At 69.3% G+C, this 20,633-nt stretch carries 20 protein-coding genes and 2 pseudogenes; 16 read left to right on the top strand and 6 right to left on the bottom strand.

The annotated features are described in order from the left end of the window. Positions 1 to 96: 96 nt before the first annotated feature. Positions 97 to 462, bottom strand: a complete 366-nt coding sequence (locus tag ACWEQO_RS16765) for a hypothetical protein (protein WP_452983665.1) — start codon at positions 460 to 462, stop codon at positions 97 to 99. A 494-nt stretch (positions 463 to 956) separates the two neighbouring features. Between ACWEQO_RS16765 and ACWEQO_RS16760 the strand changes: the two genes are divergently transcribed. Together ACWEQO_RS16760 and ACWEQO_RS16755 are read left to right on the top strand one after the other, a co-directional pair. After that, a complete protein-coding gene (locus ACWEQO_RS16760) occupies positions 957 to 1,502 on the top strand; it encodes an AAA family ATPase (RefSeq protein ID WP_452983662.1) in 546 nt (181 codons plus the stop codon). Positions 1,503 to 1,511: 9 nt separating this feature from the next. After that, a complete protein-coding gene (locus ACWEQO_RS16755) occupies positions 1,512 to 2,018 on the top strand; it encodes an NUDIX hydrolase (protein WP_388415434.1) in 507 nt (168 codons plus the stop codon). Between the two features lie 2,575 nt (positions 2,019 to 4,593). On the opposite strand, the pseudogene ACWEQO_RS16750 reads toward ACWEQO_RS16755, so the two are convergent. The 5 genes and pseudogenes from ACWEQO_RS16750 to ACWEQO_RS16730 all read right to left on the bottom strand — a co-directional run. Further along, positions 4,594 to 4,962: pseudogene (locus ACWEQO_RS16750) on the bottom strand (TniQ family protein); the annotation flags it as partial. After that, positions 4,959 to 6,047, bottom strand: coding sequence for an AAA family ATPase (locus ACWEQO_RS16745; RefSeq protein WP_452983659.1), 1,089 nt, complete (start codon positions 6,045 to 6,047; stop codon positions 4,959 to 4,961). The pseudogene ACWEQO_RS16750 and the gene ACWEQO_RS16745, both read right to left, overlap by 4 nt. Then, complete coding sequence (locus tag ACWEQO_RS16740; protein ID WP_452983656.1) at positions 6,044 to 8,098, bottom strand: helix-turn-helix domain-containing protein; 2,055 nt, start codon at positions 8,096 to 8,098, stop codon at positions 6,044 to 6,046. The genes ACWEQO_RS16745 and ACWEQO_RS16740 overlap by 4 nt, the downstream gene beginning before the upstream one ends. Further along, positions 8,095 to 8,844, bottom strand: a complete 750-nt coding sequence (locus ACWEQO_RS16735) for a TnsA-like heteromeric transposase endonuclease subunit (RefSeq protein WP_452983653.1) — start codon at positions 8,842 to 8,844, stop codon at positions 8,095 to 8,097. The genes ACWEQO_RS16740 and ACWEQO_RS16735 overlap by 4 nt, the downstream gene beginning before the upstream one ends. 234 nt (positions 8,845 to 9,078) lie before the next feature. Continuing rightward, the gene (locus tag ACWEQO_RS16730; protein WP_452983650.1) at positions 9,079 to 10,212 is read right to left on the bottom strand and encodes a C40 family peptidase; all 1,134 of its coding nucleotides are present in this window, start codon (positions 10,210 to 10,212) and stop codon (positions 9,079 to 9,081) included. Between the two features lie 516 nt (positions 10,213 to 10,728). Here ACWEQO_RS16730 and ACWEQO_RS16725 point away from each other — a divergent pair. From ACWEQO_RS16725 to ACWEQO_RS16660, 14 genes and pseudogenes are all read left to right on the top strand, one after another. Further along, the gene (locus ACWEQO_RS16725; RefSeq protein WP_266073702.1) at positions 10,729 to 11,484 is read left to right on the top strand and encodes a DNA-methyltransferase; all 756 of its coding nucleotides are present in this window, start codon (positions 10,729 to 10,731) and stop codon (positions 11,482 to 11,484) included. 251 nt (positions 11,485 to 11,735) lie between these two features. After that, on the top strand, positions 11,736 to 12,278 hold the full coding sequence (locus tag ACWEQO_RS16720; RefSeq protein WP_452983779.1) for a DUF4913 domain-containing protein: 543 nt from the start codon (positions 11,736 to 11,738) through the stop codon (positions 12,276 to 12,278). After that, a complete protein-coding gene (locus tag ACWEQO_RS16715; protein ID WP_452983647.1) occupies positions 12,275 to 12,760 on the top strand; it encodes a hypothetical protein in 486 nt (161 codons plus the stop codon). Before ACWEQO_RS16720 ends, ACWEQO_RS16715 begins: the two co-directional genes overlap by 4 nt. 18 nt (positions 12,761 to 12,778) lie before the next feature. Continuing rightward, on the top strand, positions 12,779 to 13,477 hold the full coding sequence (locus ACWEQO_RS16710) for a hypothetical protein (protein WP_452983644.1): 699 nt from the start codon (positions 12,779 to 12,781) through the stop codon (positions 13,475 to 13,477). Positions 13,478 to 13,500: 23 nt separating this feature from the next. Beyond that, positions 13,501 to 14,244, top strand: a complete 744-nt coding sequence (locus ACWEQO_RS16705) for a hypothetical protein (protein WP_452983641.1) — start codon at positions 13,501 to 13,503, stop codon at positions 14,242 to 14,244. Positions 14,245 to 14,424: 180 nt separating this feature from the next. Continuing rightward, on the top strand, positions 14,425 to 14,745 hold the full coding sequence (locus tag ACWEQO_RS16700) for an SH3 domain-containing protein (RefSeq protein ID WP_452983776.1): 321 nt from the start codon (positions 14,425 to 14,427) through the stop codon (positions 14,743 to 14,745). 99 nt (positions 14,746 to 14,844) lie between these two features. Then, the gene (locus tag ACWEQO_RS16695) at positions 14,845 to 15,327 is read left to right on the top strand and encodes a hypothetical protein (protein ID WP_452983638.1); all 483 of its coding nucleotides are present in this window, start codon (positions 14,845 to 14,847) and stop codon (positions 15,325 to 15,327) included. After that, positions 15,324 to 15,767 carry a hypothetical protein gene (locus ACWEQO_RS16690; protein WP_401459005.1) on the top strand — a complete coding sequence of 148 codons (444 nt, stop codon included), beginning with the start codon at positions 15,324 to 15,326 and terminating at the stop codon, positions 15,765 to 15,767. Before ACWEQO_RS16695 ends, ACWEQO_RS16690 begins: the two co-directional genes overlap by 4 nt. A gap of 10 nt (positions 15,768 to 15,777) precedes the next feature. Next, entirely contained in the window at positions 15,778 to 16,179 is a 402-nt protein-coding gene (locus ACWEQO_RS16685; protein WP_401459007.1) for a hypothetical protein, read from the top strand. Between the two features lie 43 nt (positions 16,180 to 16,222). Beyond that, entirely contained in the window at positions 16,223 to 17,065 is an 843-nt protein-coding gene (locus ACWEQO_RS16680) for a winged helix-turn-helix transcriptional regulator (RefSeq protein ID WP_452983634.1), read from the top strand. Then, positions 17,062 to 17,577 (top strand): regulator, encoded by a 516-nt coding sequence (locus ACWEQO_RS16675; RefSeq protein WP_452983631.1) that lies wholly within the window; start codon positions 17,062 to 17,064, stop codon positions 17,575 to 17,577. Before ACWEQO_RS16680 ends, ACWEQO_RS16675 begins: the two co-directional genes overlap by 4 nt. Before the next feature lie 44 nt (positions 17,578 to 17,621). Next, positions 17,622 to 18,809 carry an MFS transporter gene (locus ACWEQO_RS16670; protein ID WP_401459010.1) on the top strand — a complete coding sequence of 396 codons (1,188 nt, stop codon included), beginning with the start codon at positions 17,622 to 17,624 and terminating at the stop codon, positions 18,807 to 18,809. A 31-nt stretch (positions 18,810 to 18,840) separates the two neighbouring features. Then, positions 18,841 to 19,142, top strand: a pseudogene (locus ACWEQO_RS16665) (hypothetical protein). A gap of 250 nt (positions 19,143 to 19,392) precedes the next feature. Then, positions 19,393 to 20,595 (top strand): IS110 family transposase, encoded by a 1,203-nt coding sequence (locus ACWEQO_RS16660; RefSeq protein WP_452983628.1) that lies wholly within the window; start codon positions 19,393 to 19,395, stop codon positions 20,593 to 20,595. Positions 20,596 to 20,633: the final 38 nt, after the last annotated feature.

The raw sequence follows: 20,633 nt of genomic DNA, 5'->3' as shown, positions 1-20,633 counted from the left end.
CGTCGGGCAGAGGCGGGGAGAGTCCAGTCCTCGGGCCGGGGCGCGGCTTCGAAGCCGCCTTTTCTGCTCGGGGCCAGGGAGGGGTGTCGGGGCGCGCTACTTCGGAATCGGCGGCTTCGGTGCCGTGTTCGACTCGTACGGGTTGACGCAGTCGTAGATCATGTATCCGCGGATCTTCTTGCCGTCGGACTTCGGGGTCACCGCGTCGCGGGTGTGCCAGGTCTTCTCTGCGCGCTTGTACGCGAACTGGTTATAGGCGACCTTGTTGTGCCGGTAGGCGATGCCCACGACGGCGGATTTCTTCGAAGGATCCTTGTGGACCTTGACCGCCTTGCACGAGATCGTCGTGTGGCCGGTGTCGTACGCCTGGGCTGTGGAGGCGCTGGCCAGGCCGCCGGCGGCAACTGCGAGGCCGATCGAGCTGGCCGCGAGGGCGCGCCGGACGCGGGAGGGGATTGTCACGTGGATGCTCCGGGGGTTGGGAGATAGAGAGTGGGCCGTTCGATTCGTCCTGCTGGGCGGTTCGCCGGGCGAGACGGGAGCGCGGAGGGGGTTGGCCTCCGAGCCCGGCTATCGGGCAGACCACTGGCGAGGTCCTGGCGACGGCGGCTTGCGGGCCTGCGGTGTAGGTTCCGATCTGGTTTGTCGGCCGACGCTGCGATGACCTGCGGCCTTGCGTGGTTGTCTCGACGATCTGTCGGTGCGTTTGTCCAGCCCGGTTGTCGGTTTCTTCGGGCTGGATGCGGGCTCGGGCGGAGCTGCCCGAGCCCGCAGGGCTCGTGGGGTGGCTTCGACAACGTGAGGTGACCCAGTTCGGCAGCGGGTTCCGGTCCCACTTGGCGATCTTTCGGGCATGATCTGCAATGGTGTTCGCCCTCATCTAATTCGCGCGGCATGCTGATCCGACGTGCCGGGCTCGATGCGCGGGCCTGGCAACCGGGGCGGGGAGGATCGCGTTGATCGTCTGGGTGAATGGTGCGTTCGGCAGCGGGAAGAGCACGCTGGTGGACGAGCTGCGTCCGCGATGGCCCGAGGCCCTGATCTATGACCCGGAGATGGTCGGCTATGTGCTGCGGGAGATCGTGGAGGTGCCGACCGGTGACTTCCAGGACCTTCGACTGTGGCGGCGGCAGGTCGCCGACCTGGCGGTGGGGTTGGTTGAGGAGTACCGACGTCCGGTTCTGGTCCCCATGACCTTGGTCAACCCCGGCTATGTCGGTGAGATCTTCGGCGCGTTGACGGATGCGGGCATCGACGTCCACCACTTCTTCCTCAAGGTCTCCCGAGAGGTTCTGGAGCAGAGGATCGACGGCCGGAGCTTCACCCCGGACAACCCTGAGCAGGACGAGAAGGTTCGGCGCTGGTGCAAGGACAAGATCGCGCCGTGCATGGCCGCTGCCGACACCCTGCCCAGCGACACCGTGTTTCTGGACGGCGAGCTGACCCCGCAGGAGTTGGCCGACGTGGTGCTGGCTCGTGTCGGCGCGGCTGCGAGCCGGTAGGGCTGGATCGTGGGTGAACTTGTTGAGCGGGTTGACGAGCGTGACGAGGTTCTGGCTGTTGTGGAGAGGGGGGAGGCGATCCGTCAGCGGTGGCTGCATCGCATCGCGACGATCGTGTGCCGCGACCGTGCGGGGCGGTTCCTTGTCCACCGCCGCCCGGACGATGACACTCGTTTCCCGGGGCAGATCAACTGGATGCTCGGAGGCGCCGTGGACGTGGCCGAGTCGTATGAGGATGCTGCTGCGCGGGAGTTGCTGGAAGAGCTGGGTGTTCATGCCCGTCCTCGTTTCCTGTTCAAGTTCTTGTGCGAGGGCGTGATCAGCCCGTATTGGCTCGGTCTGCATGAGGTCGTCGTCACGGAACCGATCCAGCCCGACCCTTCGGAGGTCGCTTGGCATGACTGGCTGACTGAGTCCGAACTGGCCGACCTGGTCCGGCATCGGGAGTTCGTTCCGGATGCTCGCGAGGCGTTCGATCGATATCGCGCTCTGCCCGTGCGGCAGGGAGAGGCGTGAGCTGCGGTGCACGTTGCTGGAGTTCGTGCTCCGCGGCTCGGCGTCCCGCGGCGGTGAGCGTGTAGTAGGTGCGGCGTCGTCCCGCGCCGCGTCCTGGAGTTGCGCGGCTGAGCCAGCTGGCGTCGTCTTCGGGCCTGCTGGCGAGCCAGCCGGCCTGTTCGAGTTGGCGGAGTCGGTCCGAGATGCTGCCTTGGTTGAGACCGGTCCTTGCGCTGACCTGGGATCCGAAGAATTCGGTGGGTGCGTGGTCGACGAGATCCCGCAGGAGTGTGAGCGTTTCGGCTCGGATCCGGATGCGTGGGACCGGGATGTTGTCGTAGGGCCGGAGGGGGCTGGGTGGCCGACGGGTGCGGAGGCTCTCCATCGCCCGGGCGAGAGTGCCTTCGTCGGGCATGGCGAAGAACTGGTCGCTGGTGAGGGCGGTGCGCATGAGTTCCTGGACCCGTTCGTGCGCGAGGTCACGCAGCAGCACTTGGCCGCGTGCGCTGGGGCGTTGGGGCTTGTTGAAGGCGGATCGGTGGAAGAGGTCGGTGCCGAGGTCGCGTTCGAGTCGCTGGAACTGGGTCACGAGGGCGCTGCGTTCGGCCTTGAGGTAGCTCGCCGCCGTTTCCAGAGACGGAAAGGCCATCGCGATGTGGAAGCGGTGCAGTCGGTGCCAGCCGTGCAGTGTGCCTTCGACCGCTCGGCGGATGTCGTGGGGCAGGGCGGTGTCGAGCGGGGCCAGCATCACGGTGCGGCTGTGAACGCCCTGCGGACGCAGGGGGACGTCGAGTTGTCGGAGCCGGCGGCGAATCGTCTCGTCCTCAACGCCGACCTCCCGGGCGATGTCGCCGGTTGAGCGTTTGCGGGTGAGGTATTGCTCGCGCAGCCAGTCCTCGTCGATGGGGGTGGGGCGGCGGGTCCGGTAGATGGTGATGCTGTGAGCCTGCGCGTGTTCGACCACGACATAGCGGGGGAAGCCGGTCGCGCGGGCGATCTGGGTGAGGGTATTGCCGCCTTCGGTGTATTCGCGGTGCAGGAAGTCGCTGGTGAAGATCTGGCGGGCTCGTTCGCGCAGGCGCCAGGCGGCCAGCGGAGAGGCTTTGCCTGTCCAAACCTGCGGTTCGGTCGCGACGTGTTCCAGGGCGAATCGGATGTGGGCGAGGGTGGTGTTCAGTTCTCGGGCGGCGTCGCCGGGGGCTCGCTGTTCGGCGATGACGATGCGGTGGACGGTGTCGAGGTCGATGTCATGGGGGTTGCGTCCGGGCAGGTCGAGGCCGTCCGCGAGGTCGTGAGGTGGTTCCCAGGTGAGTGGTTCATCGATGCCGAGGCCGTCCAGCACCGTGCGCCCGTGGTCATGCAGGGCCTCGCGCTGCGGGGTGGTCAGGCTGAAGGTGAAGGCGAGGTAGCGGCCGCGGTCGGTGTTGTTCTTCAGGGACAGCGGATAGCGGGGATCGTGGAGATCGGCGCCGGTCAGCAGCTGGTAGAGGTAGCGCTGGGCGTGAACGTAGCGAGGGGTGTGCGCTTTGGCGTTGATCCTGTCGCCGGGCTGGCAGCCGGTGGTGAAACACATTTGCCGCCAGGTGTCCTCCGTCAGCGGGGCCGGCGGAACCGCGGTGCGTCGCCGTTCGTAGTCGATCGGACTGCCGTGTTCGTCCAGGTGGACGGCGAGGGAGCAGAGCGCGGTCAGCACGTCGGGGTGGCCGCTGTGCAGGCTCCTTTGCAGGGTGATGGTGATGGCGTTGGGAAGGTGGGGGTGGAGGCGGTCAGTGACCTGGCGGGAGCTGCGGGCTGCCTCGCGGGGCATCAGTAGGAGAGCGGAGGCGATCCCGCGGAACAGGTTTTCCTTCATGCCCTGCTGAGGGATGAGTCGAACGCTCCAGCCGGGCCAGAGCAGTTGTGGGAGGTGCCGGACGCGGCCGGTGACTCGCGCGTCACCTCGTGTCGGGGTCTGCGCGTGCGGAGTGGGGGAGAGATAACGCAGCCGGTCGATGGCGCCCATGTGCCGGTCGCCCGCGCGCAGGAAACGGCTGCGGGTCGCGCAGGTGAGGGCGGTCCAGTGGGCCGCCGTCATGCCCGTGGGGATGACCTTGCCTTTGGTGTCCTGCCGCTCGCGCAGCGAGCGGAGGGCCAAGATGCCTGCTGCCTCGTCGCCGTCCAGCAGCGGGTGGGCGGTGTGGGCGATGACGCCGCGGACAGCGGCTGGGAGGTGCTGAACTCGTTGGGCGGGACTGCGCAGGTCACGGGGACGCAGGCTCCAGGAGCGGACCACCAGCGGGCCCATGCCGGCGAGGTCGGCCTCGGTGACGGTGCGCATCACCCAGACGGTGCAGGCATGCAGGTCCGAGAGCATGGCGTGAGCTCGGGCAGCGTCCGCGTGGCCGGTCTGCTCGTTGACCCACTGCTGGGCGGCGAGCAGCGGATGACCGGGCGCCAGAGGCAGTGGTTCGGCGCCCGTGAGGTCCGTGCCGCAGACGGGCGACTGGCCGTCGGGCCGCCAGGTGCAGGTCGCGGGCGGGGTGAGATGGGTGCGGCTGGGCAGCCGGACGCGGACGCCCTCGCCGCAGCCGGGGCACTCATCGTGCAGGAGCGTGCCGTGCCGCAGGCAGGCGAGCGTCCAGGGCATCCACCACGACAGCGTCCAGCGGCCCTCGCGTTCGGCCAGACACTGTGGGCAGAACCGGCAGCGCCGCTGGCGCTGCGGCCCGAACGGGAAACCGGGGCGGACCACAGCCTGATCGAGCCGTCCTGCCGGAAGTCCGGTGCGGGCCTCCAGGATCCGCAGCTGGTCGGAGGCGATGCCGGTGACCAGGCGCCGGGTCATGTAGTCGCGGGGCAGGCCGAGCACGGACAGGAAGCCGGGGAACGTCAGCCCGTTGCGGCGGGCGAGTGCCTCCAGCCAGCTGTCCAGTCCCTCACCCGGCAGGATGCCGACCCGCAGGGGCAGCACACGCGTCTCGCTCATGTCGTGTCCCCCAGCGCGGAGGGCATCGTGCCATGAGCCAAGGCGGCGGCCATCTGCCGACGGGCCTGTTCGGATGCCTCATCCAGCCGGACTCCGTCGAGAACCGTGCGGTCGAGCGTCTCGCTGCCGGTGCGGATCGCGCGATAGCAGCCGCGCAGGACCAGGGTGAAGTACGACCCAACGTGCCCGCTGGTGCGTTCGAAAAGGTAGTCCGCCAGCCGCACCAGCATGCCCGGCCGATGCTCGGCCAGGACCAGACGGGACTCGGTGGTCTTCAAAAGGCTCCGCCAGTGCTTGCGGCCATGGTCGGTGTCCAGGCGGAACGGGTCCACCCCGAGCCGGGTCCAGCGGCGGGCGGTCTGGGCCAGCACAGTGTTCTTCCCGGTCAGCCCATCGGCGAAGAACCGCCGCTCGGCCAGTCCCACCCCGACATAGATGAAGGTCACCGGCAGCTCGTTGGCCAGCCACTTCAGATGGTTGGACACCGCCAGCCCGTCACGGCGGTCCAGGTCGATGAAGTGGATATCGTCGATGATCCCGAGCTGGGTCTCGCAGGACAGCACGCAGTCCAGCGCGTGGCTGGCCAGGGCTGCGGCATTGGCCCGGTCGGTGGCGGGGTGCCCGTAGAACTCGCAGATCATCCGGTTCAGCGTGCGCAGGGTGGTGTTGGAGGTCAGGCCGACCCGGAAGACCGGGATGCGTTCGTGTCCGCCGTCGGTCACCGGGGACAGGCGGCGCATCTGCTGCCGGTCGAAGGTGCGGCCATAGAGGTTGGCGATGGTGGTCTTGCCCAGCCCGGGCAGGGCGTCGATGACCGCCGCGGACCGGATGCGGTCGCCGTCCTGCCGATTGCTGACCACGATCTGGTCCAACTCCTCATGAATAGTGGACAGTTGTGGGGTGTTGATGATGCCGAAGTTCGCGTGCCAGTCGTGGCGGGCGTCGTTGTAGTCCTCGGCCGCCTCCTCGCCGAGAGCCTTCAGCTGGGCACGGGTGAGCCGTTCGGGCCGCTGCCGGGCGGGAGCGTCGGCGTAGCGGCGCCAGCCCTCCTTGCGGGAGAGGCTGAACAGGTTCGGCTGCTTCACTCGATCACCTCGAAGGCGTCGGAGTAGAAGTCGTCACCGTCCGGGACGTCGAAGATCTCGTCCTCCGTATCGGCGTCCCCGGCGGGCAGTTCCGCCACCAGCCGCAGTCCGGCCGGGGCGGCCGGGCCGCTCTGTTCGGGCAGCGCAGGCAGGGCCAGGGCACTGCGTTCGGCCGACAGCCGCACTGCCATGCGGCGCTCGCGACGGTCGGTGACCATGCCCTGGTCCCAACGGGCCAGCAGGTCGGCCAGGGCCTGCGCGGCGTCGACGTGGCGGCCCTGGCGGGCGGCGAGCCGACGGGCGTAGGCGGCGGCCTCGCCGCTGAACGGCATGGACAACGCGGGCGCGTGTTCCCACTCCAGCGCATGCCAGGAAGCGTTGTCGGGGTCCTGGAAGTAGACGAAGCGGACATCGTCCGGATTGACGTGGATCGGCCACTGCTTGCCGAACCCGCTTCCGTAGGGGCTGGGCGCGTTGCGGTAGCCGTCCAGGACTGGGCCGTTGTAACGCAGCCCGTCGACCTCGACGCCGTAGTGCTGGATCGTGCGCGCCTTGACCGCCAGGAACTGGAAGGCCAGGTCCGGCGAGGCCGGCATGCGCAGTCGGCCTGCCCGTGCCAGACCGATGCGCAGCATCTCCAGCGGCGACAGCGACAGCTTCGGCCACTGCGGGACGACCAGCCCGTCATGCTCGCGCCGGTGATAGACCTCGGCCACCCACTCGCGGATGATCTCCTCCACCTCGTGGAGGTAGAAGAACGCGGCCTCCTCGACCGCCTCGCCGCGGCTGTGGACGTCCGGCCCCTTGTAGGCGGGCAGGTGCTGGATCAGCCCCTCGCGCAGGGTGCGGAAGAAGCGTTCGACGGTCGGCTTGTCGGTGGGCTTCTTCGGCTGGGCCGGCTGGATCGACATGCCCAGCCGGGTGCACACCCCGATGACATGAGCGGACATGAAGGCCCGCCCGTGGTCGATCACCAGCGTCTCCGGCGGACACAACCCCCGGCCCGGGCGCGGCGCGTCCTCAGTGAACACCACCTCGTCCCAGAGCCCGTGATAGGGCGCCAGCCCCGTCCGGGCCGCCTGGTCCAGCGGCGGACAGATGGCCTCGAACAGCACCCCGGCGACATCGACCGCCTTCGTCGAGCAGGCCGTGACCCGCAGCCCGACGATGCACCGGGAGAACAGGTCCTGCGCGACGGTGAGCTGGAGCGGAACCCACCGGCAAGTCACCGGCTCCATGCCATAGATGTCCAGGTCCTGGGTGTCGAGCACCACGTACTCACCCGGCCGGCTCGCCCGCAGCCGCCCGTAGGTGCCCTGCGGACGGTGCGCGATCGACCGGCGAGCCTTCGCACTGCCCGACACCGCGTTCGTGCCCTTGGCCAACTCGGCCAGCCGGGCATAAGCCGTGCTCCGGGACGGCAGCGGCACCACGTCCTTGCCGTACTCGTCCACCAAACGCTCCCCGGCCCGCTTCAGCACGGCCGAGCGGGTCGGCGTCGAGGCATTCACCGACTCCGCCAGCACCCGGCGCACCGCCTCCTCCCACCGCGAATCGACACTGCGGCCCCGGCCCCTGACCGCGCGGGTGTCCACCAGTCCCGCCTCACCGCTGGCCCGGTAGGCGTTCAGCCACCGCTCCAGCGTGCGCGGCGAGACATCCAACTCCGCAGCCTTCGCCGCGATCCGGTCGCGAAGCGGCAGGTCAGGATCGAACCCTGGCCGCGGCTCGCCCGCCACGGCCGCCTCAGCGTGTCCGGCCCGATATCCGCTCAGGACCTCCCTGACATGCCCGGCCCGCTCGCCCAGTGCCGTGCGCTGAGCAGCAGACAGCCCCGCCAGCAACACGCCGACACCCTCCAACGTAGGGTCGACGGCGACGTCCATGGCCCGTGCCCCGGCCGCCAGACGGCCCAGCGGAATCACACTGAAGCCGTCCGTGCGCTCATTGCGCACCGTCACCTGCAGCCCGTCGAGCTCCATGACCTCGACGACGTCGCCTTCGAAGAACAGACGGCCTCCCGGCATGACCGTCACTGCCTGCCCGCTCACGCCGCCGCCCGAATGGCGGTCGTCCCGGCCAGCGGCTGGCGCAGGTCCGCCGTGAGACCACCGCACCACACCAGGTGCAGGACGGCGGGCCGGACCACCTCGCCCGGATAGCGGCTCGCCAAGGCCGCCTCGACACCGCCGATCGTCGACTGACGACCGGCCGCTTCCAGCACCTCGGCCAGCACCGTCTCCTCCAGCAGCAGACGGCGCCGATAGCCGGCCAGGAACCTCACGTTCTCCACAACCACCGGTTCGGCCCCCGACCAGGTCTCATAGGCCCAGCCGCGGTCCGAACACAGACGGCGTGTCCAGTCGAACTGAGCAATCACCTTGGGGTCCTTCATGCGTGAGGGGGCTTTGACATCCACGACGGTCGCCAGACCATCGGTGTGGACCAGGAACAGATCAGGAACGTGGCGGCGGAGGCGACTCCCATCACGTCCGACCAGCTGGAATGGCTGAGCCGCGATGCGTACGACGCTCCGGTCGAAGTCCGCGAGCAAAATCCGGGCCAGCTCCAGACGGCTCTCGTAGGCCACCAGCCCTCCCGCCGTCGACGCGTGGTACCAGCCCGAATAGTGCTTCCGGCCGCGGTACCAGCGGAACTCGCGCACCGGCAGCCCATCCGCCACCTCGTCCACCAGCAACCGGTCCCAGTCAACTTCGGCCAGCCGCCCGTCAGCCTTCCGGTAGACGGCCCGGGTCGTCCGACCAGTTGTCGTTGCTGCGTCCTCGTACTTGCCCACCGCGACCCGCCCTTTCGTGTCAGATCCCTCTGACACCAGGACATAGGCCACGACCAGCCGTAACCTGGCCGTGCGGCAGGGCAAACCCAACGAAAGGCTGGACCTCAGACTCTGGATGTGACTTCGGTGCGGCGCGAGAACCGGCCCGAAAAGAGAGCGCCGACCGACACATTGACGACAGATCACTTGGACACCGTCATCTCTTTTCGGAACCTACATGCGGGCTGACCGGGGTCAGAGGACGCGGCGGGCGGCGAGAATGTCCCAGTCCTTGATCGGGGTGATCCGGACCGGTTTGGTGGTGCGCGGTGCCTCGATCACGAGGCCCTCGCCCATGTACATGCCGACGTGCTCGGGCCGGGCGGCGGTGCCGCGGCTGAAGATCAGGTCGCCGGTCTTGAGGTGAGCGGGCGAGACCGCCTTGCCCTCGTTGACCTGCGTGTATGTGGTGCGGGTGAGCGTGATGCCGGCATGGGCGTACGCCTGCTGCATCAGGCTGGAGCAGTCGCAGCGGCCCATGGGGTCGGGGCCGTGCGCGTTCGTGCAGGATCCGCCCCACTGGTAGAGCGTGCCGAGCTGGTGCATCGCCCACTCGATGGCCTTTCGGGCCTTCGGGTCGGCGTCCTTGGGGATCGAGTAGCCCTTGGGGACGCTCCCTTCGGGGATGCGGCCGAAGCCTGACCCGTCCTGGCCCGACGCGCAGCCGGTCGTGCTGGTCGAGGGCTTCTCGCCCTGGTTCGTGTCCTTGTCGTCCGCGTCATCGCCGGCGCCGGGGAAGGTCTTGGCGATGGCGCTCTGCAGCGCGGTGGCCAGGCTTTCCCACTGCGCATACGCGTCCGGGAGACCGGACTTCTGCACGGCTTGGGCAGCCTGAGTGACGGTCATCTGCTGCCAGCCGTCCACCTTGAGCAAGTGCTTGTAGAACTGCTCGGAGGCGTAAACCGGATCACGGATCTGCTGGGCGCTGCCCCAGCCCTGGGAGGGACGCTGCTGGAAGAGTCCGAGGGAGTCGCGGTCGCCGTAGTTGAGGTTGCGCAGCCGGCTCTCCTGCATCGCCGTGGCGAGCGCGATGATCTGTCCCTTCTTGGGGACGTCAAGGGAGAGGCCGGCGGCCACGATCGTCTGGGCATTTGGGACCTGCTCGGCGGGCAGGTCCAAGCCCTCGACGTACACGTCTTTGCCGGAGGCGCCGTCGAGGATCTTGGTTACCTGCTCGGCGACCTTGCCGCTGTCGATGTCGGTCAGGCAGCCGCTGAAGGAGCCGCTGCTCTGCACGGCATCGGCGGAGGAGGCCAGCATCATGCCGGTGCCGGCGATCAGGATCGGGGAGAGGAAGACGACGCCGATGCCGGCGGCGAGCCCTTTCAACCTGAGCGGACCGCTTGCCGGTCAGCGGTTTCGGGCATGGGTGGGTAGCGAGACGTCATGAACGGCTCCTTGAGGGTGCGGTGTCCGGCGTGCCGCGTGCGCGAGGCGTGGTGGAGGGCGCGGCGGCCGGGGTGGGCGATCGGAGGCGGGCCGGTGTGGGCGAGTTGCCGCTCGCTCCGTGTGTGGCCGTGCCGTGAGCTAGGTGTGCCGGGGCAGGGGGGTACCTCCGTGAGGTGTGGCAGGGGAGTAGCCAGCGGCGGTGTGCGCCGGGCGGTTCAAAAACAGTAGGCGCGTATCGGCGGTTGACCAAAAAGTTCGGCGTGAGGTGCCGGAAACCGGCACCTCAGCACGGCACTTCTTGGTCGTCGGCGGATTCGACTCTACAGTTTTTGGACCCCCCCTTGCCTTCCTCCGCCTGTGGCCATGGGCTTCTGCATGCCCATTTCCGGCCCGCGAGGACTCCTGTGCGAGGCGGGGTTTCCATCCGCCTTTCCGTACCCGAATTGGGGTTCCTCTTTGCCTTTTTCCTTGCATCAGGGCGATGCTCTGGCCGTTCTCTCCGGTCTCCCGGACGGCTGCGTCGACTCCGTCATCACCGACCCGCCGTACAACAGCGGTGGCCGGACCGCGAAGGAGCGCACCACGCGCTCGGCGAAGCAGAAGTACACCTCCGCCGATGCCAAGAACGACCTTGCCGACTTCACCGGCGAGAACATGGACCAGCGGTCCTACTCGTTCTGGCTGACGCAGATCATGACTGAGGCCCACCGGCTGACGAAGACCGGCGGGACCGCGTTGCTGTTCACCGACTGGCGTCAACTCCCCACGACGACGGACGCCATTCAGGCCGCCGGATGGCTGTGGCGCGGTGTGCTGGCCTGGCACAAGCCGCAGGCCAGGCCCCAGAAGGGCCGGTTCACCCAGAACTGCGAATTCATCGTCTGGGCGTCCAAGGGGCCGATCGACGGCTCCCGGAACCCGGTCTACCTGCCGGGTATGTACTCGGCTTCGCAGCCCTCCGGCGCGAAGCGCCAGCACATTACGCAGAAGCCGGTCGAGGTGATGCGCGAGCTGGTCAAGATCAGCCCCGAAGGCGGCACGGTCCTCGACTTCTGCGCCGGCTCCGGCTCCACGGGCGTCGCCGCCCTGCTGGAAGGCCGGGACTTCATCGGCGTGGAGAAGACCGAGCACTACGCGTCGATCGCGGCCGACCGGCTCACCGAGACGATCCGCGCAACCCTCACGCAGGACGACGTGGTTCTCGCCGTCTGATCCGGGTCCTCTCCTGTCGCCAACGCAACCGGTTCCCTGCATAGCCGCTGGCGGAGCACCGCCGGAGCGGACCTGCGATTTCGCTGGCCGGTCCGTGCAAGGACGCTTTCGCCCTTCTCTTATCCCGTGTCTCGTAGGAGGCCGAACTTTCAATGTCCGAATCCGCAAAACCCGCTGACGATGGGGAGTTGGAGCCGGTTCGTATTCCGGATCCGCAGTTGGAGGGAATCGAGGCGAGCGTGCGGCGGCTCATGGAGCAGTCGGCGCAACAGGCTCAGCAGCTCGACCACCTCGCATCCGTGCCGGCGCCGAGCGGGTCACCGTTCGCCGCGTTTGGCATGCCGGGACTCGGCGGGCCTCCGGCCGCCGCTCCGCCGGAGCCCCGCCCGATCTTGGAACTCGATGGGGAGGAACGGGAAGACGAACTCGACGCCCTCTCGGACTGGGTCGACGACTTCTTCCTCCCGGTCTACGGGGCGGAGGTCACCACCGCGGCGCCCTGGTGCCTGCAGTGGCAGGAACACGACGACGTCGTGGCCTGGCTCCACGCCCTGTGGCTCGCCTACCAGCAGCACAAAGACCCCGAAGCCGGGCTCTCCGGGCTGTTCGTGTGGCACCGGGACTTCCTCACCCATGCCGTCGCCGCGATCCGTGCTCCGGGCGGACCGCTGTCGGCCTGCATGACCTCCCCTGACCGGCCCGCGCACCGTCTCCTGCCCGGCCCGCCGCCGTCTGTGCGCACCGAGACCGCGGCCACAGAGGAAGCCACCGAGCCGGACGAGCCGACGTCATGACCGCGGGAGCGGGACAGCCCGCCTTCGGACTGAGCTTCGACCCTCGCGCGTTGACCGATCTCCTCCAGGCCCCCAGCGATATCCGCGACCTCACCCTCGCCTACCTGCAGGAAGTGGTGAACGCGCAGCGCTTCGGACAGCGCCTCGACGGCGACCTGGATGGATTCCGGAAGCTGTTCGTGGACCGCCGCAAGGACTGGCGCGTCGTTTACGGCGTCCGTCCGGCGCCTGCGGAATCCGCCCACCCCAAGGAAATCCACGTCGTCGCGGTTCGGCCGCGTGCGGGCAACGATGTCTACGACGAAGTCGGCCGCCGCCTGGGGATGACCAGCCGACCGCTGAGCGCTCGGACGCACGCGGCCCGCTCGCGTTCCCCGCAGCTGACCACCCGCACTCCCGTGCCCCGGCCCGGCCCGCCGCCTGCTGCACTGCCGGGTCTGCCCCGTCCCGCACTCAACCCCGCGCACCATCCCACCCGCTGAACGCACGGAGCGTCGCCCATGCCCCCTCAACCCGCGCTGACACCCGCCCGGCGTGCGGTCACGCAGCTCGACCACCGCATCGAAGCGGTCACAGGCCACGACATCGACGCCCTGTGGGCCTACCACGACCGCGGCGCCCTCGACGAACCACACGCCCAGCTGGTTGACCGGCACCGCACGCTGGCCAACGCCCAGATCGGCGTCACCTTCTACCTCAAGCTGCTCAACCGGCTCACGAGCGGTGAGTTCCCTGTCGACAGCGCCCTCTTCGTACGCATCGACCGCACCGTGGACCAACTGGAGGTAGCCACCGACGCGCGCGACGCCGCCGCCCAAAAGGTGCTTGCCGCCCTGGAGCCCATCGAGGCCGCCGCCTCAGCGTCGACGCCCGACGGACCACCGCTTTCGACCGATGACCGGGCGGCACTGCTCGCCATCGCCGGCGGTGCCAAGCTCCACGAACACCTCCTGACCGGCAGAGCATCCGTGACCGCCTCCTCCAGCACCCGCATCCCCTACCCCCAGATGCAGAAACTGCAACGCGCCGGCCTGATCGTCCGGGACACCAGCCACCCGGTACACGCCGGCCAGCCCGTCTCCCTCACCGACGCCGGACGAGCCGCACTGCTCGACGCCCGCCGGACTCCAACGACGCACGCGCCGAAGAGCCCGGCTCGCCCCGGCGCCTCGCCGTCCACTCCCGCGAAGCGGCGCTGAACTCCACCGATCCCGAAAGGCTCTTGTTGTCCCCCACCGAACCGGCGCCGGTCCGGAAGTCCATCCCCCACGTCGACTTCGAATTGGACGACCTCGACTCCGACGAGGAAAGGTACCTCGACTTCTACCGCAAGGTCGCTGTCCACGAGGACATGCTCGTCCCCCTCGCCGAACACCACGACGGCCCGAACAGCTACTACGTGCTGTTCGACCGCACCGCCACCTGGGGACACCCCGGCATGCCCCAGATACTCGCCGTGCATCTGCAACGGGACTACGAGAAGCAGACGTTCAGCTTCGAGCAGGCACCGCTGCCGCTGCCCGCGATGGCGCAGTCCTGGCTCATCCACCGCGGCTGCCCGCACGACGCCATCGGACTCGACGCCGAATCGGGACCGCCTCCGGCGGACGAGGCCACGCGAGCACTGGAGCGACGCCTCGTCGGTGACGGCGACCACTACGCCATGGGCTACTCCTACACCAGCGACGACCCGGACGACATGGTCATCGTCGTAGTTCTGCGCGCCCGGGACGAGCAAGCCCCCAGCCCGTTCCGCGTAGTGGTCGAGGAGGTCGATACCGAGGGGTGGACGCACACCCTGCGCGAGGGCGGCTTCGACACGGCCGGGGAGGCCCTGCAGTGGTGCGACGACCGCCTCACCGGCAAGGCCGGGCCGCTCCCGCCGGTCCGCCCGGTAGCCACCACCAGCCGCCCGGCAGGTGTAGCGAAGGCCCCTACCCCACACCCGCCCGGCCGTTCTCGCTGAGCGCTATTCCAGTCGCGGGCGGCGCAACATAGCCGACGATCGCCGGTTAGCCAAACCGGCGATTCTCCGGACTCTTATACAGCCGCCAGGACAACTCCTGCGGCCCCTTCCCCGCATTCCCTGTGCCTTCACGGAGGTTTCTTCCGCATGCGCTCCACCCGAATTGCCATATCCGCGGCGATGCTCGGCGCGCTCGTGTTGCCGGCGCTGTCCGCCACCCCCGCCAGCGCCGCGACCGTACCCACCGCAGCAACCGCCACCCCTGCCGTGAGCTGCCACAACCTGCCGCCGCTCCCGTACGCGGTGCACACCAAGGCCGTGACCATCCGGTCCAAGGCCAGCTCGAAGTCCACTGCGCTCGGCGTGCTCTACAAGAGCCACAAGTTCAGCGTGACCAAGAAGAGCGGCAACTGGCTCTACATCACGGACAAGACGACCGGCGTCAAGGGCTGGGTCTCCGGCACGTACGTCTACCGCGACGTCCGCATGTGCCTGGACTGAATGACCGGATCCAGCACGTCCCGCTAAGCGGCGCGGGCACCGAGTACAGCCGCCCCTCGCATTCCCCAGGCAGCGACCTATCCAGAACAGGAGATCCCTTTGACCGACGGCATATCCGATGAGTCTGCGGATGTCGTGGGCGTGCTCACCGAACGGATCGAGGCCCGCTTCGACATGGGCATGGACCAGTTGAAGGCCGCGGTCGCCGCCGCTCCGACCGCGAACCCCGACGCCACCGACGTCGTCAAGTGGCACGGCCTTCTCGTCGAGGCCCAGTCCGTGCTGGAGCGCGCGGAGGACGACCTCCTCGCGGCCCTGCAGACCCAGCCCAGCGAGGTCGACGATCCGACGATGGGCCTCGCCCACCGAGTGAACGCCGCCGTCACCGCCCGCGACGGCCGGGCCATGGTCGTACGTTGGCTCCTCGACCCGGACGCTCCGGGCAAGAAGGACCTCGCCGCAGAGCGCCTGGCCCGCCTCCGGCCCCGAAGCGGCCCGGCGGTGCAGACCAGCGCTCCCCACCGTCCCGCAGGGACACCCGCGCCGGCGTCGGCGTGGCGGCCGGCAAGGTCCGCCCGATGAGCCGGGACAAGGCCAGCACCATGGACACCGACCTGCAGAAGGTCTTCGGGAACCCGGTATCCGAGCTGTACGAGGCGGCTGCCGGCCACGATGCTCCACCCGCACTCGCCCGCGCTCTGGAGCTGCGCTCGTTCCTGGCGCTCACCGAGGAGCAGGTCGCCCGCGTCCGCGACCGTGTCCACGCCGACATGGATCCCGACCTTGACATGGACGAACTGTCGGCGGACAAGCTTCGCTTCGACGCGCAGTGGCTGGAAGCAGCACTGGAGGCCCGCGACGGCTACCGCGCAGCCCTCGGCGAGCTGCTGCGCACCATGCCCCCGCCTGCCCAGCAGGCCCGGCCTGTCCGTACGGCACATCTCAGGGCCACCGCCGCCCTGCCCCCGTCTGCCGCCCCGGCACCCCAGCGTGCCGGGGCGGCCCGGGCCCGCCGACCGTGAAAGCCCCCGATTGCTCTACCTCACGTCCACTGACATAGCCGGACGGATCGAGGACCTGTACGGCGCACCGCTCGCCGACCTCGAAGCGCATGCACAGGACCAGCCACCTGGCATGCTCTCCGCTCTGCTCGGCATGCACGACGCCCTCGCCCTGGCCGAGCGCAGCATCGACTTCCACCGCGACCACCTCGCCCGCCTCATCCATTCCGAGCAGCAGATCGGCCCGCACGAGGTTTCCCACCTCCTCGACGGCACCCGTCGGCTCGCCGAAGCCGTCGCCGTCCGCGAGGCCCAGGCCAAGTCGGTCGCGGCCGTCCTGCAGAGCCTGGCCCGCGTCCCGGCCCCGACGTCTGCCTCGCCGCCTGCTCCGGCCGCGCCCCCGGTGGCGCAGAGCGCGGCACACCGCCGCTGACCCCCAGGCGATCCCCCTTTCCTTTCACCCAGGAGTTCCTCCCTTGGCCACCACCGCTCTGCCCCCCGATGCCGACGCCGACATCGCCCGGGTCACCGAGGCCCTCGCCATGATCACCCCGCGCTGGAACGTGCGGCTCCTGCTGGCCCTTTCCGGCCCGCCGCTGCGCTACAGCGAGCTGGCGGCCAAGGTGCCCTGGCTGCAGAGCGGCCAGCTCCACCCCAAGCTCAAGTCGCTGTGCGACGCCGGACTCGTCGAGCGCACCGAACACACCGCACGGCACGTGACCTATGGCCACACCGAGCGAGCCACTGACCTGCTGCCGATCCTGCCGATGATCGCCACCTGGGCCGAGGAGCATCTGGAGAAGGCCGACCGCCCGCTGCCCGCGATCGAGCAGATCGAGGACAGCCTCACCCTGCTCACCCGGCGCCACGCCGCCGCCATCCTGTGGGTGCTCAAGTCGCGCAAGGAGGTCAGCGGCCGGGTTCTGGCCCGGATCGTGATGCCCAGCAGCGACTGGACCAACATCTATCCGCCGTTGCGCCAGCTCGTTGCCGACGGTCTGGCCGACACCGCGGGAAACGGCCGGCCCTACCGGCTGTCCGCCGCCGGCGACGCCCTGGGCCCCGTGCTCGGTACGCTGTCCGCCTGGTCCGCCGGGCAGCCCCTCGACCAGGCGGCCCACCACCCCGTCTGGGGGCAGCCGCAGGCCAAGAGCGCGCCGAGGCCGTGGGTCAGCAGCCAGTCACGGCCGGCGCCCGCGGCGCTGCCACCCGCTCGGGCGGTCGGGTCGTCCCCGGTATGGCACCACCGCGACCTCTTCTCGCACGCCGCCGCCGACCGCCCGACGGCAGTCATCTCGGCGGGAGGACCGCGCCGATGAACACTTCCTTCACCCCTGCCGAAGCGCGTCACGCTGTCGAACTGCTGGCCTCGTGCTCCTTGATCCGTCTGGTCACCGAGATTGACGACAACGGCGCCATACCGCCGCGTCGGCTCGCCGGCACCCTGCCCGACCTTTCCGCGCACCAACTGCGCAGTGCATCCGACACGGCCCGCGCCCACGGCCTCGTCCGGGTCGCGCCCGGCGCCGGTCTGGAACTCACGAACTCTGGAATGGAGCTGGCCGACCTGTACGACGCGCTAGCCCGGTGGGCGCGGCGTCACTCGGCCCCCGCCGCCGTCTGCGAGTTCAGCATCCGTGTCCAGCATGCCCTCGGCCTGCTGGCACCATCGCTCACCCCCGAGAACGCCGACCGCCCCGCACCCCTACCCAACGTGCGCCCCATCAGCGTGGAGGCTGAGGCGGACCTGGCGTGTGCCCGCACGCTCCTGATCCAGTGGCTGGCCGGGAACTCCCAGGTGACCAGGGCCGAGCCCGAGCGGGCCGCGTGAGCGCAGCGGTCACACCCCGGCACGCACGCCACACGGCCGGGCTGATGAGCAGCATCTACCTGCCGCGCACTGCGGACGCGTTGGCGTTCGCGATGTCCACCTACGGCATCCCGTTGCTCGTTCTGGCCACGACTGGCTCCGCCGTACTGACAGGGGCCGCCTTCGCCCTGGAGTGGATCCCGCGCCTGGCCGCATTCGGGTGGGCCGGATCGATCGTCGACCGGCGCGGCGCCTCGGTGGTCTTCCACCTCGCCTCACTGGGACGGGCGGTGACTCTCGCCGCCGGCGCTGTCCTGCTGTACCTCTACCCGTCCGGTGCCGTGGCGAGCGTGACGGTGATGGTGCTGGCGGCGGCGACCGGTGTGCTCACCGAGTTCAGTTACATCGCCGTCGAGACTGCAGGTGCCGCCGCCGGCCGCCGAGCGGGTCCTCGAGCTCACCGTGTCCAGGCTGCCCTGCTTGGCATCGACCAGACCGCGACCTTGGCCGGGCCGGCGCTCGCCGGCGTGCTGTTGCTCGCCGGGCCGCCGTCGATGCTCGCGGTGGTCACCGTGCTCTCGCTGCTCGCCGCACTGCTCGCCCTGCGCACACCGCCCTCGCCTGTAGCCCCGGCCCGTGCGCCGAAGGGGCGGCCCGGGGCTGGGCTGGTCACCGGGTGGCGCACCATCCGCTCGCTTCCCGCGCTCGGCTGGCTGGTGACCGGGCTGACGGTGTCCAACCTGTCTATCGGCCTTCTCCAAGCCGCCGGTCCCGTGATCGTCGTCCAGCACTTCGGGCAGTCCACCACGGCCGTCGGCCTGGTGTGGTCCGCCGCAGCGGCGGCCACCCTTGTGGCCGTCACCATCTGCCGGTTCGCGTTGGACCGCCTGGGTCTGTGGCCAGTGGGAGCAGCCTGCTCCCTCATCGCTTCGCTCGCCTGTCTCGCTGCTGCCCTGGCCCCCGACTATCTGTCCTACCTGGTCATGGTCGCGGTCCTGATGGCAGCCGATGGCGGCCTGGCGGTCGTCCTGCGCACCCTGCGCTCCCGCCTGATCCCCCCAGAGACGTTCGGCAGCACCCTGTCGGCCACCATCCTCATCCTTCTGCTGCCCTTCCCGGTCGCCGGTGTGCTCACCGCGCTCACCCCGCCCGACGCGCTGGGCCACGTCATCACCGCCTGCGCCGCCCTGCAAACCCTCGGCCTGTTCTGCGCCTTCGCCCGCCTGCGCACCGACCCCGCTCTGCGCACCTGACCCAGCTGTCCCCGGCCCGTGGAGAACCCTTATGACCATCGCCGCCCTCGGCTCGCACCGAGCGACCGGCCGCACATCACCGAGCAGTTCCACGCCTTCGACGCCCGCAACCCGCACGTATACCGCGCCCTGGAACGCTTGGCCGCCCGCCGCCTGGCCGCCGGAGCCACACGGGTCAGCCTCAAGGACCTCTTCGAAGACCTTCGTCGCCAACTCCCGTACGGCGTCGTCGGGCTGAACAACAACTTCACCGCGCTCTACGCCCGTCGCCTGATCGACGACCACCCCCACTGGGCCGACGCGTTCGAGCTACGCCGTCGCCGCGCCGCCTGAGACACCCCCCGTTACCTTTTTCGCGGCCCCGCAATGGGGTCCCCGGTCTCCGGGTCCGGCATGACTTGCGCCCCTTGTCGATCATGGTCGAAAAAGTGGTGTCACCGGGCCGGGGGGCATTGGCAGACCGCTGATCAGGGGCATGACCGCTTCATCCGCACTCTCTGGGATGGACAGGCCTTCGTAACGTGGATGCCGGCACGCTGATGCCGCGGCGGAGGCCGGGAAGGGTGTCTGCTGGGGAGGGTGAGTGAGCGACGCGGGTGGGATCGATGTCTACCTCGGTCTGGACGTCGGCAAGGGTGAGCATCACGGGACCGCCCTGACTCCGGCGGGCAAGAAGGTGTTCGACAAGCCGCTGCCCAACAGTGAACCGCGGCTGCGTGAGCTGTTCGAAAAGCTCCAGTCCAGGCACGGAACGGTGCTGGTCGTGGTGGACCAGCCGGCCTCGATCGGGGCTCTGCCGCTGGCCGTCGCGCGGGATGTCGGCTGTCGTGTCGCCTATCTGCCGGGACTGACGATGCGGCGGATCGCCGACCTCTACCCCGGTGAGTCCAAGACCGACGCCCGGGACGCTGCGGTCATCGCCGATGCCGCCCGCACCATGCCGCACACTCTGCGGGACCTGGCGCCGGACGACGAGACCGTCGCCGAGCTGAACATGATCGTGGGCTTCGACGATGACCTGGCCGGCGAGGTCACCCGCACCAAGAACCGTCTGCGCGGGCTGCTGACCCAGATCCATCCCTCGCTCGAGCGGGTCCTGGGTTCCCGGCTGGATCACCCGGCCGTCCTGTTCCTGCTCGAACGCCACGGATCCCCAGCACAGTTGCGGAAAGCCGGCAGACGACGGCTGACATCCATGCTGCGGCCCAGGGCACCGCGCATGGCAGAACGGCTCGTCGCGGACATCTTCGACGCGCTCGATGAACAGAGCGTCGTCGTGCCCGGCACCGACGCTGCGGCGCTGATCGTCCCCAGCCTGGCCGCCTCGCTCACCGCCGTGCTCGACCAGCGCCGACTCCTCGCCGCCAGGATCGAGGAACTGCTGGAGGCACACCCTCTTTCCCAGGTCCTGACCTCGATGCCCGGCATCGGGGTCAGGACCGCGGCCCGCATCCTGATCGACGTCGGTGACGGCAGCGGCTTCGCCACCGCGGGTCACCTCGCCGCCTACGCCGGTCTGGCACCCGCCACCCGCCGGTCCGGCTCCTCGATCCGCAGCGAGCACCCGGCCCGGCGAGGCAACAAACAGCTCAAGCGAGCCTTCTACCTCGCCGCCTTCGCCTCACTGTCCCAGCCCGACTCCCGGGCCTACTACGACAGGAAACGACGCGAGGGAAAACACCACGTCGCCGCGATCGTCTGCCTGGCCCGACGCCGCATCGACGTCCTCTTCGCCATGCTCCGCGACGGCACCTTCTACGAACCGCCCAAGATCAACGCCGCTTGACGAAAGCCATAGGGGCACTTTTTCTGCCCTGCCATCCC

The organism is Streptomyces sp. NPDC004051 (assembly GCF_053604275.1).
The sequence above is the reverse complement of the archived record's forward strand: the minus strand, read 5'-3'. Positions and strand labels throughout refer to the sequence as shown.